Source organism: Olleya marilimosa CAM030 (assembly GCF_000518485.1).
Classification (GTDB): domain Bacteria; phylum Bacteroidota; class Bacteroidia; order Flavobacteriales; family Flavobacteriaceae; genus Olleya; species Olleya marilimosa.
In genome coordinates this window covers 269,863-288,546 of the sequence record NZ_JADR01000006.1, presented here as the reverse complement: position 1 = coordinate 288,546, position 18,684 = coordinate 269,863, and the positions used below count along the sequence as shown (strand labels likewise).

General features: G+C 32.3%; 17 protein-coding genes. 8 read left to right on the top strand and 9 right to left on the bottom strand.

The features are described 5' to 3' along the window. Positions 1-148 precede the first annotated feature (148 nt). Genes M890_RS0108680 through M890_RS0108665 form a run of 4 tightly spaced genes read left to right on the top strand, consistent with a single transcriptional unit; the run spans position 149 to position 3,081 of the window. Positions 149-703 (top strand): RNA polymerase sigma factor, encoded by a 555-nt coding sequence (locus tag M890_RS0108680; RefSeq protein ID WP_028283162.1) that lies wholly within the window; start codon positions 149-151, stop codon positions 701-703. A gap of 5 nt (positions 704-708) precedes the next feature. Continuing rightward, a complete protein-coding gene (locus M890_RS0108675; RefSeq protein WP_036597325.1) occupies positions 709-1,254 on the top strand; it encodes a hypothetical protein in 546 nt (181 codons plus the stop codon). Further along, positions 1,238-2,320 (top strand): hypothetical protein, encoded by a 1,083-nt coding sequence (locus M890_RS0108670; RefSeq protein WP_028283160.1) that lies wholly within the window; start codon positions 1,238-1,240, stop codon positions 2,318-2,320. Before M890_RS0108675 ends, M890_RS0108670 begins: the two co-directional genes overlap by 17 nt. 26 nt (positions 2,321-2,346) lie before the next feature. Continuing rightward, the gene (locus M890_RS0108665; protein WP_028283159.1) at positions 2,347-3,081 is read left to right on the top strand and encodes a head GIN domain-containing protein; all 735 of its coding nucleotides are present in this window, start codon (positions 2,347-2,349) and stop codon (positions 3,079-3,081) included. A 74-nt stretch (positions 3,082-3,155) separates the two neighbouring features. Here the strand turns inward: M890_RS0108665 and M890_RS0108660 are convergent, their stop codons facing one another. The 7 genes from M890_RS0108660 to M890_RS0108630 all read right to left on the bottom strand — a co-directional run bounded on the left by M890_RS0108660 (position 3,156) and on the right by M890_RS0108630 (position 13,551). Then, on the bottom strand, positions 3,156-3,986 hold the full coding sequence (locus tag M890_RS0108660) for a hypothetical protein (RefSeq protein WP_028283158.1): 831 nt from the start codon (positions 3,984-3,986) through the stop codon (positions 3,156-3,158). A gap of 32 nt (positions 3,987-4,018) precedes the next feature. Then, complete coding sequence (locus tag M890_RS0108655) at positions 4,019-5,323, bottom strand: MFS transporter (RefSeq protein WP_028283157.1); 1,305 nt, start codon at positions 5,321-5,323, stop codon at positions 4,019-4,021. Between the two features lie 84 nt (positions 5,324-5,407). Next, the gene (locus M890_RS0108650) at positions 5,408-6,241 is read right to left on the bottom strand and encodes a M48 family metallopeptidase (protein ID WP_028283156.1); all 834 of its coding nucleotides are present in this window, start codon (positions 6,239-6,241) and stop codon (positions 5,408-5,410) included. 129 nt (positions 6,242-6,370) lie between these two features. Continuing rightward, entirely contained in the window at positions 6,371-8,776 is a 2,406-nt protein-coding gene (locus tag M890_RS0108645) for a glycoside hydrolase family 31 protein (protein WP_028283155.1), read from the bottom strand. Positions 8,777-8,959: 183 nt separating this feature from the next. Further along, positions 8,960-10,870 (bottom strand): 1,4-alpha-glucan branching protein GlgB, encoded by a 1,911-nt coding sequence (gene glgB, locus M890_RS0108640; protein ID WP_028283154.1) that lies wholly within the window; start codon positions 10,868-10,870, stop codon positions 8,960-8,962. A 3-nt stretch (positions 10,871-10,873) separates the two neighbouring features. Next, the gene (locus M890_RS0108635; protein ID WP_028283153.1) at positions 10,874-12,139 is read right to left on the bottom strand and encodes a glucose-1-phosphate adenylyltransferase; all 1,266 of its coding nucleotides are present in this window, start codon (positions 12,137-12,139) and stop codon (positions 10,874-10,876) included. After that, positions 12,136-13,551, bottom strand: coding sequence for a glycogen synthase (locus M890_RS0108630; RefSeq protein WP_028283152.1), 1,416 nt, complete (start codon positions 13,549-13,551; stop codon positions 12,136-12,138). Before M890_RS0108630 ends, M890_RS0108635 begins: the two co-directional genes overlap by 4 nt. Before the next feature lie 135 nt (positions 13,552-13,686). Here M890_RS0108630 and msrB (M890_RS0108625) point away from each other — a divergent pair, with 135 nt between their 5' ends. From msrB (M890_RS0108625) to M890_RS0108615, 3 genes are read left to right on the top strand one after another with little or no spacing between them, the layout of a single operon-like run. Then, positions 13,687-14,172 carry a peptide-methionine (R)-S-oxide reductase MsrB gene (gene msrB / locus M890_RS0108625; protein ID WP_028283151.1) on the top strand — a complete coding sequence of 162 codons (486 nt, stop codon included), beginning with the start codon at positions 13,687-13,689 and terminating at the stop codon, positions 14,170-14,172. Beyond that, the gene (msrB, locus tag M890_RS0108620) at positions 14,165-14,560 is read left to right on the top strand and encodes a peptide-methionine (R)-S-oxide reductase MsrB (protein WP_028283150.1); all 396 of its coding nucleotides are present in this window, start codon (positions 14,165-14,167) and stop codon (positions 14,558-14,560) included. The genes msrB (M890_RS0108625) and msrB (M890_RS0108620) overlap by 8 nt, the downstream gene beginning before the upstream one ends. Then, the gene (locus tag M890_RS0108615; protein ID WP_028283149.1) at positions 14,553-15,080 is read left to right on the top strand and encodes a DUF1572 family protein; all 528 of its coding nucleotides are present in this window, start codon (positions 14,553-14,555) and stop codon (positions 15,078-15,080) included. Before msrB (M890_RS0108620) ends, M890_RS0108615 begins: the two co-directional genes overlap by 8 nt. 2 nt (positions 15,081-15,082) lie before the next feature. Here the strand turns inward: M890_RS0108615 and M890_RS0108610 are convergent, their stop codons facing one another. Continuing rightward, entirely contained in the window at positions 15,083-16,366 is a 1,284-nt protein-coding gene (locus M890_RS0108610; protein WP_028283148.1) for an NAD(P)/FAD-dependent oxidoreductase, read from the bottom strand. A gap of 118 nt (positions 16,367-16,484) precedes the next feature. Here M890_RS0108610 and lpdA point away from each other — a divergent pair, with 118 nt between their 5' ends. Continuing rightward, positions 16,485-17,861 carry a dihydrolipoyl dehydrogenase gene (lpdA, locus tag M890_RS0108605; RefSeq protein ID WP_028283147.1) on the top strand — a complete coding sequence of 459 codons (1,377 nt, stop codon included), beginning with the start codon at positions 16,485-16,487 and terminating at the stop codon, positions 17,859-17,861. 90 nt (positions 17,862-17,951) lie between these two features. Here lpdA and M890_RS0108600 read toward each other — a convergent pair whose 3' ends face one another. Then, complete coding sequence (locus M890_RS0108600; protein ID WP_028283146.1) at positions 17,952-18,590, bottom strand: porin family protein; 639 nt, start codon at positions 18,588-18,590, stop codon at positions 17,952-17,954. Positions 18,591-18,684: the final 94 nt, after the last annotated feature.

Here is an 18,684-nt window from a genome sequence, read left to right as displayed (position 1 = left end):
TAATGTGCCATACTTTAAGATGCTGCTTTAAATAACAAAATGTTTAACAATACCTGGTTGCAATCCATTATTAAAAAATAAAAAAAAATTTTTCTAAAAGTGTAACAAAGTGTTTTAACTTTCCTCTTTATATAAAACAAACCATTTTTTGACACTAACCAAACATAATATTGAAGCGCTTATAATGCTTTGCCTATCTGGTAACCAATTAGCACAATTGGAGATTTACAACAGATATTACAAGGCAATGTATAATACATCGTTTAGAATTGTGAATAATAGTTTTGAGGCTGAAGATATCATGCAAGAATCATTTTTGACTGCATTTACTAAGCTAGATAAACTAAAAGAAATAAGCACATTTAGTGCTTGGTTAAAACGTATTGTTGTTAATAATAGCATACATGCTTTTAATAAAAACAAAAAAAATGAAGACGTAGCTTTGGATGATGTATTATACAAAATTGAAGACCATCAAGGCGTTGATACTACAACCGAGTTTACTTCTGTTAAAGCAAAACAAATTTTAGACACTTTGAACACTCTAAAATCTAATTACAGAATTGCATTAACCTTAAATCTTATTGAGGGTTATGATTATGAAGAAATTAGTGAAGTCATGCAAATTAGTTATGCTAATTGCAGAACTACAATCTCTAGAGCAAAAGAGAGTCTAAGAAAAAAATTAGAACAATTAAATTAATTGTGATGAAAGATAATATAGAACAATTATTTGAAAGTTTAGATAGTCAATTTGATATTGAAGTCCCAAATTTAGGACATCAACAACGTTTTATTGACAAACTAAACAAAACCGAAACTAAAGTAGCTAGTCGTAAAACTAATTACTGGAAACCTTTACTTGCAGTTGCAGCATCTATTGTCTTAATTTTAAGTATTGCACTTAATTTAAAACCTGATACTACCCAAAAAGACTTAGCAAGTATCTCTCCAGAATTGGCAGAAACACAAAACTTTTTTTCTAACACTATCGCTTTTGAATTAAATAAACTTAAAACAGAAAAAAGCCCAGAAACACAAAAACTTGTTGATGATGCTTTATCAAGATTAGATAAGTTAGAATTAGAATACAAAAATTTAAAATTAAACCTAACAGAAAGTGGTGAAGACCAACGCGTCATTTATGCAATGATAACCAACTTTCAAAACAGAATAGACGTGTTACAAAGCACACTTTTACAAATTGAAGCGCTTAAAACATTAAAACAAAACAATTATGAAACTACTATATAAATTAACACTATGCCTTTTACTTCCGGTAATTGCCTTATCTAATAATGGCGATTTGGATGGCAAACATACTAGACAAAAAACATTAAAAAAAGAATATACCGTTACCAAAAATGCCACCTTAAAAATAGACAATAAATATGGTAACCTAGATATTGTAACATGGACAGGTAATACTATTGCTATTGAAGTTAAAATAACTACCAATGGTAATGATTTAGAAGAAGTACAATCAAGATTAGATGAAATTGATGTCGAATTTTCTGGAACATCCAATTACGTTTCTGCTGAGACTTTAATTGGTAAAAAGAAGAAAAGCTCTTGGTGGAATTGGTCTAATAACAACGATGTTAATATGAAAATAAATTACGTTGTTAAAATGCCCATTACAAACCATGTGGACTTAAGTAACGATTATGGTAATATAACTTTAGGAACGCTTGAAGGTCGTGCAGAAATAAGTTGTGATTATGGTAAAATTACTACCAAAGAGTTATTAGCAGATAACAATATTATCAATTTTGATTACACCAATAATAGTTATTTTGAATACATAAAAAGTGGAAAAATTAATGCTGACTATAGTGGGTTTACAGTTGCAAAAACTAAAGACTTAACTATCGTAGCAGATTATACAAAATCGTTAATAGAAATAGCCGAAAACATAAATTATAACTGCGATTACGGAAGCCTACGAGTTAATAAACTAAATAGCATTTCTGGTAATGGTGACTACCTTACAGTTGTATTAGGTGATGTTTATAAACACGTGACTTTAAATGCAGATTACGGTTCTATTAAAATTGGAAAAATGACAAAAAATGCTGGAGATATAAATATTGAATCTGACTATGTTGGTATAAAAATAGGTATTGATCCCGAATACGCTTTTGATTTTGATATTAAACTAGAATACGGAAGCTTAAATGGTGAAGATGATTTTGAAATTAACACCAAAAGTATCAAGCACTCTGATAAATACTACGCAGGATATCATTTAAAAAATAACTCAGGAAATTTAATTAAAATAAACTCAGATTACGGAAGCGTAACCTTTGACAAAAAATAATCAATTAACACACAAAATCAATCATCATGAAAACATTAAAACAAACACTAGTATTAACCTTAGCGCTTATTGCCTTTACTTCTTGTAATGCACAATGGGGAAAAGGAAAAACAATTAAAGGAAACGGAAACGTTACTACAATAACTAGAACAACATCAGACTATGATGCTATAAGATTAGCAGGATGGATGGAATTTGAATTAGTTGAAGGGGAAGAAGGCACAATTACAATTGAAGGAGAAGAAAACCTTTTAGATTATATTTTAACCGAAGTTGAAGGTCATGGACTAATTGTTAAAACAGAAAATAACATTAATTTAAAACCTAGCGGAAATAAAACTATCAAGATTACAATACCATTTAAAGATATTGACAAAGTATCACTTTCAGGATCTGGAGACGTAACTTCAAATGCAACCATAGTTTCAAAAAACTTTGAAGCTAAAGTATCAGGCTCTGGAGATGTGACTTTAGACGTAAACTCTACTAATGTTGATGCGTCTGTTACAGGATCTGGAGATTTAACACTAACTGGTCAAACGACTAACTTAAATGCAAGTGTGACAGGATCTGGAGATTTTCATGGAGGTCGCTTAATGGCTGATTATACAGAAGCTAAAGTCACAGGATCTGGAGATGTAATTGTTTATGCTAAAGAAGCTATTAAAGCAAGAGTAACAGGATCTGGAGATATTGAGTATAAAGGCAGTCCAAGTAAAGTAGACAAGAAAGTCACAGGATCTGGAGACATTAGTAATTAATACTAAAATTTATAAATAAAAAAAGCCACAATTCTAATATTAGAGTTGTGGCTTTTTTTATTTGTTTAAATATCTTAGTTTAAAATAACGTCATTTAGTTCTCCTAAAACATTAGAAGTAATATTGTCATCTGCATCAAATACACTTCCTTCATATTTAATTAATCCTACATCTTTAGCAAAATAGTAAAAATACTCTGCAGAGCTATCAGGAGTTCCTGCTAATTGATACGTTGTTGTAGCTTTAACTTTAATAACTGGACTATAGCTAGTACCATTAACCTCAACAGTACTATCTTTTTCCATAATTTCACTATGGTAAATTACATTTAAATTGGTAGTTGGTACTTCTGGTAAATCTTCAATTAAAACCTCAGTAGTTGTAGTAATTGTATAAGTATTAGTCCAACTTTCTCCTACGTTTAAATAATCTTTTAACATTATAAATCCATAAGCAGATTGCGTGATTTCAATAAAACCACCTACATTTATGTTAGTACTAGCTACACTAAAGTGATAATCTCCACCATTTTTACTAGAATACGAATTTAACTCAACATCACCTGTTGTTGATCCATCTGTACTTGTAGAATTTTGAAAAAATGAACTATACAAATAAGACGGAAATCCTAAATAATCCTCTTGATTAGAAATTTCCATGATTGCATCTTCATCTGCAACACCATCAACAGAATAATCATAAGTCCATTTATTACCAGCAGCCATAGGCCAATAGTCTCCTGTAGACTCTCCTCCAGGTTCTCCTATAATTACTGCTTCACCTCCTACACTTCCTCCTCCTGTAGTATTACCTGTTGCATCTAAATCAAACCCTTCTAAAGGCTCGTTTTCACAACTTAAAAACACAAAAGCTAAAGACAATAATGGTAGTAATATTTTTTTCATTTTTAATATTTTAGATTATAAACATAATAAAATTAATTTAACTTACCATGTTTTGGCACTCTAAACAGCAAAAAGATTCCTACTAAAAAGAATACAAACAAAAACAATATTGCATTGCGCATACTTCCCGTTAATTGGTCAATGGTTGCAAAAATAACCATCCCTATAACTATACCTACTTTTTCTGCAACGTCATAAAAACTAAAATATGAAGTAGTATCCTCAGTCTCTGGTAAAAATTTAGAGTAGGTTGATCTTGCTAAACTTTGTACGCCTCCCATAACTAATCCAACACAACCTGCTGCCACATAAAATTGAAATGGTGTTACCATAAAATAAGCGTAAAAACATAATGCCATCCATATAAAATTGACAATTATAAGTGTTTTAATATTTCCGAATTTAGCTGAAGCTTTGGATGTTAAAATGGCACCAAGTATTGCTACTAATTGTATGACTAATATACTGACTATTAAACCTTGAGTTTTAGCGTCAGAGCTTCCCCATGCAATTTCTTCTTCTCCAAAATAGACAGCTACTAACATAATGGTTTGTACAGCCATACTAAAAACAAAAAATGCTGCTAGGTAACGCTTAAGTCTTAAGTTTTGCTTAAGCTGAAACCAAACTAATTTTAATTCTTTTAAACCATTAAAGACAATCGCTCTTGTCACTTTTTGACCTGTTTTAACTCCTTTTGGTAATATGTAAAATGAATATTGACTAAACCCAATCCACCAAACACCAACCATCACAAAAGAATAGCGCATCATTTGCATTTTTGCCTCTCCTGTTTCTTGAGTCATAACCATCGCTAGATTTATTATCAACAATAAAACACTCCCAACGTAACCTAAACTAAATCCTTTAGCACTTATACTGTCTTGTTGTTCTGGAAATGCAATATCAGGTAGGTAAGAATTGTAAAACACCAAACTTCCCCAGTATCCAATTAAACCCATAAAGTAAAACAACAAACTAATATGAATAGACTCGATGCTAAACCAGTATAAACCAATACAACCTAAACCTCCTAAATAACAGAAAAACTTCATAAAATTTTTCTTATTTCCTACATAATCTGCAATACCAGATAAAATAGGCGACGTAAAAGCTACCACTAAAAATGTAAAAGCTGTAACATACGTTATTAATGCTGTGCTTTTAAAAACCATACCAAAAGCTGGAATTGTTCTTTCGACTTGAGAAACAAAAAGTGCAGAATAAAATATTGGGAATATTGACGATGCTATAGTTAACGTATAAACTGAATTTGCCCAATCGTAAAACGCCCAAGCATTAAGCAGTTTTTTACTTCCTTTTTTTAAATGTGCCATTAAATTGTAATTAGTTAGTGCTTAAAAATACAAAAGCTGCTCTTATAAGAGCAGCTTCGAAAGTAATTAAATATTTTTAAAAAACTAGTATTTACCTAAAGGTCTAAAACTAGTGACACCAAATTTTTGTGCTTCTGCTTTAGCTGAAGGAGATAAGGCTGTTAAATTATCAATACGGGTTTGATTAGCTGGATGCGTACTTAAAAACTCTGGTGGTGCTTGACCTCCACTTGCTTGTGCCATACGTCTCCATAAATTAGCTGCTTCATCTGGATTATAACCAGCAATAGCTGTAAGATATAAACCAATTCTATCTGCTTCTGTTTCATGACTTCTACTAAAAGGCAACATACCACCTACGTTAGAAACAATACCATAAGATTGATTAAAGATTCCTAAAGTTTTTTCGTCATTAGCTAATGCTACATTACCAACAACTGCTAAACCTTGTTGAATCATTCCTGCACTCATACGTTGTTGTCCATGATTAGCTAAGGCATGTGCTACTTCATGACCCATAATTGCTGCAATTGCAGATTCGTTTTCTGCTACTGGTAAAATACCTGTGTAAAACACAATTTTTCCTCCAGGCATACACCATGCGTTTACAATATCTTCATCAATTAAATTGTATTCCCATTTGTAATCGTTTAAGTAACCTTGTTGTCCATTAGCATTTAACCAACGTTCTGCAGCAACAGCTATACGCTGACCAACACGCTTTATCATATCTGCTCTTGTTGTCCCTGTTTCTACTTTACTTTCTGTCAACACTTGGTTATATTGTGCAAATGCTGTTGGAAATAATTCTGCATTAGACACAAATGCTAATGTTTTTTTTCCTGTAAATGGATTAGTAGAACATGACAAAAACATCACTAATGTTAATGCTAGCGCTACACTATTTTTTAATTTCATATCGTTTATAATTTATTCTTTTTATAAATCTACAAAAACTTAGCCATTTTGTAACAAATCTAATTTTTAAATGCTAACAAAACATCGATTAAAATCAGATATAATCCACAAACAGTATTTTACTTATATTTATTTTCCTATTAAATGAATTTCAGAAAAGTTTTTATCAATAACCAAAGACACTATTCCGTTGTTTTTGATGTGCTCTAAGGTTACAGTTTCATTATCTATTTGAATCTCATTAATTTCAAAGGGTAATGCGTGAATGTTTAATTTGAAAGTCTTATAAGTCGCTTCGTACTTACCTTCTTTATGCTGTTGAATGATTAATTCATGCGACTTACCTGTTAATTTAAATGTCCTAAAACTATAACGTCCTTTAGTGTAATCGTATCCATCATGTGCGTCGTCAAATAATTGTGACGATTCCTTACCTAATTTAAAGTACACGTCTAATGATAGTTCCTCGATGATTGTTTGATCGACGTATTGCTGAATTGGAAATTTAGGTATGATTGCGCCTTCTTTAATAAAAATAGGCATACTATCTATTTCTGCGTCTACCCATTTTTCTTTACCTCCTTCTACTAACTCATCCGTCCAAAAGTTAAACCAACTACCTCTAGGTATGTACATTCTGCGACCTTTAGCGTTAGGCTCTTGTATTGGACATACTAAAATTTGGTCTCCATAAACAAACTCGTCTGTTCTGTAATGGGTTTGATTATCCTCTTGGTCGTACATGACTAAGGACTTTAATATAGGTGTCCCATGCTCTACCAAATGCCAAAAAGCTGTGTATAAATAAGGTAATAATTGGTATCTAATTTCAATAAATTTTCTAACTACATCTGTCACATCTTCATCAAAAGCCCAAGGTTCTTGATCACCATGATCTCCAGAAGAGTGCACACGACAAAATGGATGAAAGATTCCTAATTGTATCCAACGTGTAAATAATTCGCCTTGAGGCTGTTCTGCAAAACCTCCAATATCACTACCAGCAAAACTAAATCCTGACATTGCCATACGTTGTGCTTGAACGTTTGCTATCCAAAGATGTTCCCAAGTTGCCACATTATCTCCTGTCCAAGTAGAGGTGTATCGTTGGGTACCAGAATAAGCTGCTCTAGTAATTACAAAAGGGCGTTTTGGGTAATTAAATTTTTTCATTCCATGGTAAGTGGCTCTTGCCATTTGCATACCATAAACATTATGTGCTTTTCTGTGACTACAAGGATTACCATCGTAGTCGTGACGTACATCATCCGGAAATGTTTTGTTTGGCACTTCCATGACAGCAGGCTCATTCATATCGTTCCAAACACCTTGTATACCTATATCTTCGACTAATTCTTTAAATAATCCTGACCACCAATCTCTGACTTCTGGTTTTGTAAAGTCCGGAAAATAACATTCTCCAGGCCATACTTTACCTTTCATATAAGGTCCATCTGCACGTTTACAAAAGTAATCCTTATCTAAAGCCTCTTTAAATACTGAATATTCGTTATCTATTTTTATTCCTGGATCAATTATGGCAACTGTCTTAAATCCATCATCCAGCAACTCTTTAACCATACGTTTTGGATCAGGAAAATGGTCTTTATTCCAAGTAAAACATCTAAAACCATCCATATAATCAATATCTAAATAAATTGCATCACATGGTATTTGAAGCTCTCTAAATTTAGAGGTTATCGCTTTAACCTCTGCTTCTGGATAATAACTCCATTTACATTGATGAAATCCTAAAGCCCATAATGGTGGTAATTGATGTGGTTTTCCTGTTAAGTCTGTATAATTTTCTACAACATCTTGCATTTTTGGACCATAAATGAAATAGTAATTCATCTCTCCTCCTTGAGCCCAAAAACTGGTTACGTTACGTCGTTCCTGACCAAAATCAAAATAAGATCTAAAGGTGTTATCAAAAAAGATTCCGTAAGCCTTTCCATGATGTAAACCTGTAAAAAATGGGATAGCCTTGTAAATTGGATCCGTTTCTTTACCAAAAGCATAAGAGTCTGTTACCCAATTTTGGAAGCGTTTTCCTTTTAAATTTAAATGTTCTGGTTTGTCACCTAAGCCAAAATAACTTTCTCGTTCATTAACGATTTTACTCATTTTTACGATGTTACCACCAAACTCATAACTTTCTTCCCAATGAAACCCAATTTCGTCTTGATTAATTAACTCATTGGTTATGACATCATATATAGATACTCTTGCATCTTTTTTAGAGACTTCACATCGTAATTTTGAAGTGATTATCGTATAAATTTCATCACTTTCTACAATTTCTAATTTGTTATAACCTGTACTGGCGTATTTGGTTATAGCATAAGAAAAATCGTTATCAAACGTTCCAGTGGTTGTATATCTAAATCTTAGGACACTATCCCTTAAGACTGTTAATTGAAGTACGACATTATTTTCTGTATAGAAATATAATGTGTCTACATCTTTTTTAAATTTTATTATTTGTGAAGGAAATAAGTTTCCTTTTTGTTCTAATTCTGTATTTACAATCATAATTGAATGTCCTAATTATTTATAGTAAAAAAAAGCAAAATAAACCTCTTACAAAAGCATTGTTATTAGATATTATTACAAATTATTAACTATAACGTTTTCGATATTAAATTTTATTAAAACCTTAATTATCAAATAGTAAAAATAAGAATTATATAAAACAGTTTAATTTCGCACTATTTTTTAAGATTGATATTTTAAGGCAATCATCCCTAAAGGTGGTATTGTAATTTCGACTGAATTTTTTCTAGAATGCCACAATTTTAATTGGCTAACTATTGGGTTATTTTGAAAATCTCCTGTTCCAAAATATTGTTTTTTATCGCTGTTAAAAACTTCGATTAATTGTCCTTTTTTAGGCAATCCAATTCTGTAATTATTTAGAGGTACTGGTGTCATATTACAAGCTACAATAATATTGTCTTTAGGCTTATTTCCTTTACGCATAAACACTATTACAGAATGCTCTGAATCTCCATAATCAATCCACTCAAAACCATCACTTGAAAATTGTTTTTGATAAAGTGCTGGTTCAGTTTTATAAAACACATTAACATCTTTGATAAATTGGTTTAATCCTTTATGCGATGGATAATCTAGTAAATGCCAATCCAGGCTATTTTGAAAATTCCATTCTTCACTTTGACCAATTTCTGCACCTTGAAATAGTAGTTTTGTACCTGGATGAGCAAACATATAACTGTATAACAGTCTTACGTTAGCAAAACGTTGCCACTCATCTCCTGGCATTCTTCCTAAAATTGATTTTTTACCATACACCACTTCATCATGACTTAAAGGCAACATAAAATTTTCTGTAAATGCGTAGGTTAATGAAAAGGTAATGTCATTTTGATGGTGTTTTCTATATATAGGTTCTTTTGAAAAATATTGTAATGTGTCATGCATCCAACCCATCATCCATTTCATTCCAAACCCTAAACCACCTAAAAACACGGGTTTTGAAACTCCGGGAAATGCAGTAGACTCCTCTGCAATGGATTGTACGTCTGGATAGTTACCGTAAATTGCTTTATTTAAATCTTGTATAAAAGCTATGGCTTCTAGGTTTTCTCTTCCTCCATAGATGTTAGGTTCCCACTCACCTTCTTCTCTACTATAATCTAAAAACAGCATAGACGCTACAGCATCTACACGTAAACCGTCTGCATGAAATTGATCTAACCAGAATAAGGCATTACTTATTAAAAACGATTTAACCTCGTTACGACCATAATTAAAAATTAAGCTTTTCCAATCTTGATGATACCCTTTACGCTTATCTGGATGCTCATACAAACAAGAGCCATCAAATAATCCTAAACCATGCATATCTTCAGGAAAATGAGAAGGTACCCAATCTAGTATAATTCCAATATCATTTTGGTGTAAAGTGTCTACCAAAAATTTAAACTCTTCTGGATATCCAAATCGTGACGTTGGTGCAAAATAACCTGTGATTTGATAACCCCAACTTGGGTCGTACGGAAATTCCATTATAGGCATCAGCTCGACGTGCGTAAAATTCATCTCTTTGACATAATTTACTAAGTCGTCTGCCAACTCTATATAAGATAAAAAACGATTGTCTTCAATTTGTTTTTTCCATGACCCTAAATGTACTTCGTAAACAGAATAAGGCGCATCTAACGCATTTTTTTGCTTTCTGGAAGCCATCCATTTTTTATCTTTCCAAGCATAATTATCTTCCCAAACTATTGAGGCTGTACTTGGATTATGCTCGCAACGTCTAGCATAAGGGTCTGCTTTTTCTGTTACACTACCAATTGTGTTGTTTTGTATTTTATACTTGTACAAACTACCTTTACCAATATTTGGTATAAACCCTTCCCAGATTCCGCTTTTATCCCATCGTACATTTAAAATATGATCACCTTCTGTCCATCCATTAAAGTCTCCTACTACAGACACTTGTGTTGCACTTGGTGCCCAAACAGCAAAATAAGTACCTTCAACATTATTAACCGTAGTTATATGAGATCCAAATTTCTCGTATAATCGATAATGTTTTCCAGCTTTAAAAAGATTAATATCAAAGTCTGTAAAAAGACTAAACACAGTGACTTCTGCCATAAGCTATATTACAAATCCATTAGGTATTACAGCTCCTTTTTTAATAACAACAATACCATCTTTAATAACATAAGTATCGGTTTCTTTATTTTCTAAGTGCTTTCCACCATTAATTCTAACATCATCTCCTATCCTTATATTTTTATCAATAATTGTATTTTTAATAAAACAACGCTCTCCTATTCCCATTAAAATTTTAATCTTATTGGACTCTATTTCTTCTAAAGATTCATAGGAATCACAACCCATCATGTAAGTATTAATAATGGTGGTTTCTTTACCTATTCTAGATCTAATACCAATGACTGATTTTTCAATTTTGGCTGCATTAACAATACATCCTTCTGCAATTACTGTTCTATCTAAAGCAGTTCCCGATATTTTAGAAGTTGGTAATATCCTAGCACGTGTGTAAACACTTTGATCTTTATCGTATAAGTTAAATTTAGGTATATCATCCGTCAAGCCTAAATTAGCTTCAAAAAACGAATCTATATTCCCTATATCTGTCCAATACCCTTCAAATTGATAACTAAGTGTTTTATGTTTTGCAATGGATTGCGGAATGATTTCCTTTCCAAAGTCATTTGTATCTGGATTACTCATTAGCTCTACCAATAAATCTCTATTAAAAATATAGATTCCCATTGATGCTAAATGGTTTTTACCTTGTTTTTGCATTTCTGGACTAACAGTTGATGTCCATTCTGGTAACAATGATGCGTCTGGTTTTTCTATAAAAGAAGTAATTACATTTTTATCATCTGTTTTTAAAATTCCAAATGACGTTGCATCTTTAGCATTTACAGGAATAGTTGCTATCGATATTTTTGCTTTAGCTTTAATGTGTGCATCAATCATCTCGTTAAAATCCATTTGGTATAATTGGTCTCCAGACAAGATTAAGGCATACTCAAAATCATGACTTAAAAAATGATGCATGCTTTGTCTAACCGCATCTGCTGTACCTTGAAACCAACCTTCATTACCTGGTGTTTGCTCTGCTGCTAAAACATCTACAAAAGCTGAACTAAAAAAACTAAAATGATAGGTGTTTTTGATATGACGATTTAAAGACGCAGAGTTAAACTGTGTTAACACAAACATACGCTTGATGTCAGAATTAATACAATTAGAAATTGGAATATCTACCAATCTATACTTTCCTGCAATAGGCACTGCAGGTTTAGATCTAGTTGCAGTTAGTGGATATAATCTGGATCCTTGTCCTCCTCCTAAAATTATAGATAACACTTTGTTATTAATCATAGTTGTTTTTTTAAAGATTGGTATAAATTAATATATGCTTTTGCTGACACATCCCATGAATGATTAATGGTCATAATATGTTTTCTTATTGACTTAAAGATAGTTGTTTTATTGTACAAATCAATACTTCGGGTAATGGCCTTATAAATTTGATCTACTGTGACTTCTTGATGACTAATTCCAAATCCCTCATTTTTGTCTATATCTATAACTGTATCTTTTAAACCTCCAATACTTCTCACTACAGGAATTGTTCCGTAACGCAGCGCATATAATTGATTTAATCCACAAGGCTCAACCCTTGAAGGCATTAGCAAATAATCTGCTCCTGCGTAAATATTATGCGACAGTTTTTCGTCATAACCAATAAATACATTGTAAAGACCTGTATTATTTTCTTTTAACTGAAGCAAAGCCTGTTCAGCTTCATCATTTCCAGAGCCTAACACTAAAACACTACAATTTTCATCCTCTAATGCTTTTTTTATAGCCAAAGGAAAAACGTCTGCACCTTTCTCGTGTACCAATCGGCCAATAAATGTAATTAACGGTTTGCTTTCATCTAAATTAAACGTTTTACATAACGCTAACTTATTAGCTAATTTACCAGCTTCTAGTGTTTTTATATTATAATTATGCGCTATATAATGGTCTGTTTCGGGATTCCAAACTGCTGTATCTATTCCGTTTAATATGCCTATACATTTATTACTTTCATGCTGTAATAAATCTTGAAGTCCATTTGTCTCTTGTTTTAGCTCGTCCATATAACTAGGTGATACAGTGGTTATACGCCAAGCACATTTTATTGCTGCTGCCAAAGGATTTATGCAATGGTCCCAATCTAACAATCCGGTTTTAGTCGACTCAAATTCTGGTATTAAATGTAATTTATCATAACCAAACCAACCTTGGTATTGTGCATTGTGGATGGTAGTAATTACTGGAATTGTATTTAAGCTTTTATACTTAAAACTTTCTTGACACATAAAAGGTATTAATCCTGTATGGTGATCATGACAATGAATAATTTCTGGAAAATCTTTTAAAGTTAAAATCCAATCTAATGTCGCGATCTGAAACGCTAAAAAGCGATCTGTATCATCCTGCGAATACACATAATTTTTATACAAAAGATTTGGGATGTCCACAAAATAAACCTCAAAATCCAAAATTGCAGCTTTAGTTTTTAAAATATTGTAACTTATTTTATGACCATTAAAGTCCAATTTACCTTCATAAATTGACTTAAAATTATTTTTTTGGGTGAAAGCATTATCATAAAAAGGCATAACAACGCTAGATGTTGCTCCTAAGTTATTTTGGTATTTAGGTAAAGCTCCAACAACATCTGCCAATCCTCCAACTTTAGCTATAGGATAACATTCTGCACTGATATGAAATATTTTCATGTATTACATTTTTATTAGACGTTGAAAAGTTACACTTAAAATCACAAACAATAAAATGTTATTTTTAAATTAAAATTACGACTGTATTAATTCTAATTTAAGATTTTAGGATATCTTTAAAGAAAAGAAAAAAATATGAAAAAAATTGCATTATTAGTATTAGCATGTGCTTTATTTAATTGTAAAGGCAATGCGCAAGACACAAAAGAAAAAGTAAAGGAAAATTTTGAAATCACTAAAACAGAAACCGAATGGAAAGCAGAATTATCAGATGCTGAGTATTATGTTTTACGACAAGCAGGAACAGAACGTCCCTTTTCTAGTGCTTTAAATAAAGAACATAGATCAGGAACTTACCATTGCGCTGCTTGTGATACACCTTTATTTAAAAGTGAAAATAAATTTGATTCTGGAACAGGATGGCCTAGTTTTGATCAAGAAATTAAAGGTAATGTCGCTTTTGGTACAGATACCAAAATTGGATATACAAGAGATGAAGAACACTGCGCAACTTGTGGTGGACATTTAGGTCACGTATTTAATGATGGACCTAAGGAAACAACAGGAAAAAGACATTGTATTAACGGAGTTGCATTAAATTTTAAACCAGATAATGAGTAATTATAATATAACTAAATCAGAAGACGAATGGCGTAAAGAGCTAACGGAAGAACAATACCGTATTTTACGCAAAAAAGGCACAGAAATGCCTCACACTGGTAAATATAACCTACATTTTGAAAATGGTGCCTATGCTTGTGCTGCTTGTCACCAACAACTATTTGAAAGCGATAGTAAATTTGAATCTAATTGTGGTTGGCCTAGCTTTGATGAAGCCATTCCAGGTAGCGTTACTAACATTCTAGACAAGTCTCATGGGATGATTAGAACAGAAGTGGTTTGCTCTAATTGTGGTGGTCATTTGGGTCACGTATTTAATGATGGACCAACTGAAACTGGAACACGATTTTGTATAAACTCGGCAAGTGTAGATTTTAAAAATGAATAATTATATTACAAGCCTAATCAATCAGTTTGATTATTATAAAACTGCTGGAGATAAAACACTCCAGCAGTTATCATTTAATGAAATGAATTACCAAGTACACGACAACTCTAATAGTGTATCCATAATTGTAAAACATATGGTTGGAAATATGTTAAGCAGATGGACTAATTTTTTAACCGAAGATAGCGAAAAACAATGGCGACAACGTGAGCAAGAATTTGAAGCTACATATACTACCAAAGCCGAAGTACTTGCTGATTGGGAAAAAGGTTGGCAATGTCTTTACAATGCTATAACACCTTTAAAAAACAACGATTTAAAGCGTATTGTTTATATAAGAAACGAAAGCCAAACCGTTGCTGATGCTATTTTTAGACAACTAGGTCATTACTCATACCATATTGGACAAATAGCCTACATTGGCATCATGATTAAAAACGAAGATTGGCAATCTTTATCCATACCAAAAGGTAAATCTAAAGCATATAATGACTCTAAATTTAGTAAGCCTAAGCAATAAACTTAAGGTTTAATATTCTTTTTGTAAGGTCTAATTATTAAACGTGCTTCTCTATCAAACCTAATGTAGTTATATACCCAGTTAATAAATACAACCATTCTATTTCTAAAACCTATTAAAAAAAATAGGTGAACAAACATCCAAACAAACCAAGCAAAAACGCCTTGAAATTTAAAGTTAGGCAAATCTACGACAGCCTTGTTACGTCCTACAGTAGCCATAGATCCTTTATCGTTGTATACAAAAGGCTTCATGGGTTTGTTTTCTAACATTCTAAGTAAATTATCACCTAATAATCTACCTTGTTGTATTGCTGGTTGTGCCATCATAGGATGACCATGTGGCGTGCTTTCAGTTTCCATTTGTGCAACATCTCCAACCGCAAAAACATTATTTAAGCCTTTAACTTGATTAAACTCATTAACCATAATCCTATTGCCTCTAGATACAAACTGGTCTGAGTCCAACCCTTTTATAGCTGCTCCTTTAACTCCTGCTGCCCAAACAACTGTTGCTGCATCAAAGGTTAAATCACTATTTGTAGTAACTGTTTTACCATCATAACCAGTTACTCTTACATTTTTCCAAACATGAACGCCTAGTTTTTCTAAAAAATCTTCAGCTTTTTGAGACGCTTGAGGACTCATTTCTTTTAAAATCTTATCGCCAGATTGGATTAAATTAATTTGTGCCAATCGTGTGTCCAAGTCTGGATAATCCTTAGGTAAAATTCCTTTTTTAATTTCGGCTAAAGCACCTGCTAGCTCTACTCCTGTTGGACCTGCACCAACTATAACAAAATTCATTAAAGCTATTCGTTCATTTAAATCTGAAGTTAACAGTGCTTCTTCAAAATTTTCAAGAATAAGACTCCTTAGGTTTAAAGATTGTGGTACCGTTTTCATTTCCATGCTATTGGCTTCAATAGACGTATTACCAAAGTAATTAGTTTTTGAGCCTGAAGCTACCACTAAATAGTCGTATTTAAGTTCTCCAATATTAGAAATGATCTTGTTTTTTTCGGTATTAATTTCAGAAACATCTGCTAACCTAAAGAAAAAGTTAGGAAAATCTCCTAAAACCTTTCTTATAGGATATGCAATGGAGTCTGGTTCTAATCCTCCTGTTGACACCTGATATAATAAAGGTTGAAAAGTATGATAATTGTGTTTATCTAAAAGGACAACTTGTACTTCTTGTTTAGATAATTTTTTAGCTAACGCAATGCCAGCAAAACCACCACCAATTATTATAATTCGCGGAAAACTAGATTTAGGTATATTCATATTAAAAAACTTGCATTGCAAAGGTAGTATAAAGTTATAATTTTTTAAGAATCTAAATTCTTTATTCAAATTTGGTTTTGTAACTTCGTAACTTCTTAAAACTACAAAAAATAATAGAATGAGTAAATACGATGTAATTGTTCTTGGAAGTGGACCTGGAGGTTATGTAACCGCAATTCGCGCTTCACAATTAGGCCTTAAAACAGCTGTAATTGAAAAAGAAAGTCTTGGTGGTGTATGTTTAAATTGGGGTTGTATTCCAACTAAAGCGTTACTAAAATCTGCTCAGGTTTTTGAATATCTAAAGCACGCAAGTGATTATGGTTTATCCGTAACAGATTATGATAAAGATTTTAATGCTGTTGTAAAACGTAGTCGTGGTGTTGCTGAAGGCATGAGTAAAGGTGTTCAGTTTTTAATGAAAAAAAACAAAATTGATGTTATCAATGGTTTTGGGACATTAAAACCAGGAAAAAAAGTTGAAGTAGACGGAACTGTTTACAGTGCTGATCATATTGTAATTGCTACTGGAGCACGCTCTAGAGAGCTACCAAGTTTACCACAAGATGGTAAAAAAGTAATTGGTTACAGAGAAGCAATGACTTTACCAACACAACCTAAAAAGATGATTGTTGTTGGATCTGGTGCAATTGGTGTTGAGTTTGCATACTTCTACAACTCTATGGGAACTGAAGTTACAATTGTAGAATATTTACCAAACATTGTACCTGTTGAGGATATTGACGTGTCTAAGCAATTAGAAAAGTCTTTTAAAAAGAGTGGTATAAACGTCATGACATCTGCAGAAGTAACTAAAGTTGATACGTCTGGAGAAGGTGTTAAAGCAACAGTTAAAACTGCTAAAGGAGAACAGGTTTTAGAAGCTGACATTATTTTAAGTGCTGTTGGTATTAAAACTAACATTGAAAACATTGGATTAGAAGACGTTGGTATTGCTGTTGATAGAGATAAGATTTTAGTAAACGATTACTACCAAACAAACATTCCTGGATATTATGCAATTGGTGATGTAACTCCTGGTCAAGCTTTAGCACATGTTGCTTCTGCTGAAGGGATTTTATGTGTCGAAAAAATTGCTGGTATGCATGTAGAAGCATTAGACTATGGTAATATACCTGGTTGTACTTATGCAAGTCCAGAAATTGCAAGCGTTGGATTAACTGAAAAACAAGCTAAAGATCAAGGATACGATATTAAGGTTGGAAAATTCCCTTTCTCTGCTTCAGGTAAAGCAAGTGCTTCTGGAGCAAAAGATGGTTTTGTAAAAGTCATTTTTGATGCTAAATATGGTGAGTGGTTAGGTTGCCATATGATTGGTGCAGGTGTTACTGATATGATTGCAGAAGCTGTTTTAGGACGTAAATTAGAAACTACAGGACATGAAGTATTAAAAGCGGTACATCCACACCCAACTATGAGTGAAGCGGTTATGGAAGCTGTTGCAGATGCTTATGACGAAGTAATACATTTATAAGAGTTTTAAAATTTATTTTAAACACTATAAAACAAAAAAAAAGTTCCAGAATTATCTGGAACTTTTTTTATTTATATAGGCTGTATTGGATTAAAACATAAATCCAATACCAAATTGCCAAACGTTATTTTTTGCGTCTACACCTTCAAATGGTGTACCATCTTCAAAAATATCAGTAACACCTAAGTTATAACGTCCACTTAAGAAAAAGCCATTGTCAAACTTATAGGCTGCTCCTAAAGCAATACTTGTGTCAAAATCTTTTACGTAAGAGTCATCAGAGTCAATTTCGATATCTCCACCATCACTGTTTGGTTGGTAATCAAACTCTTCGTGGATTTTAAATCCAAATTGTGGTCCAGCCTCTACACTAAGCCCTTTTACAATATATGCTTTTAGTAATAATGGTACTTGAATGTAATCTAATTGATATTCGATATTTTCATCAGTGTCTACAATGTTGTCTTGATCAATCTCTCTAACATCAAAACCTTGTCCAGAGTATAACACCTCAGGCTGAAATGATAATCTTTCAGTTAATGGGATTTCTGCAACTAAACCAGCATTAAAACTAGTTCTAGAATCTAAATCACCGAAATCATCTCCACTAATTGTAGATGAATTTAATCCACCTTTTATACCTAATTGAACGTCCTTAGAATCTGATTGTGCATTTACTAATGCTAATCCCGAAATAAAAAGTGCTGTACTTAAAATTAATTTTTTCATTTGTATATTTTTTTAGGTTAATACATCAAAATTACGAACTGAATCTAAGTACAGATGTTCTATTAACAACGTTTAACAGCAATGTGCTTGTATT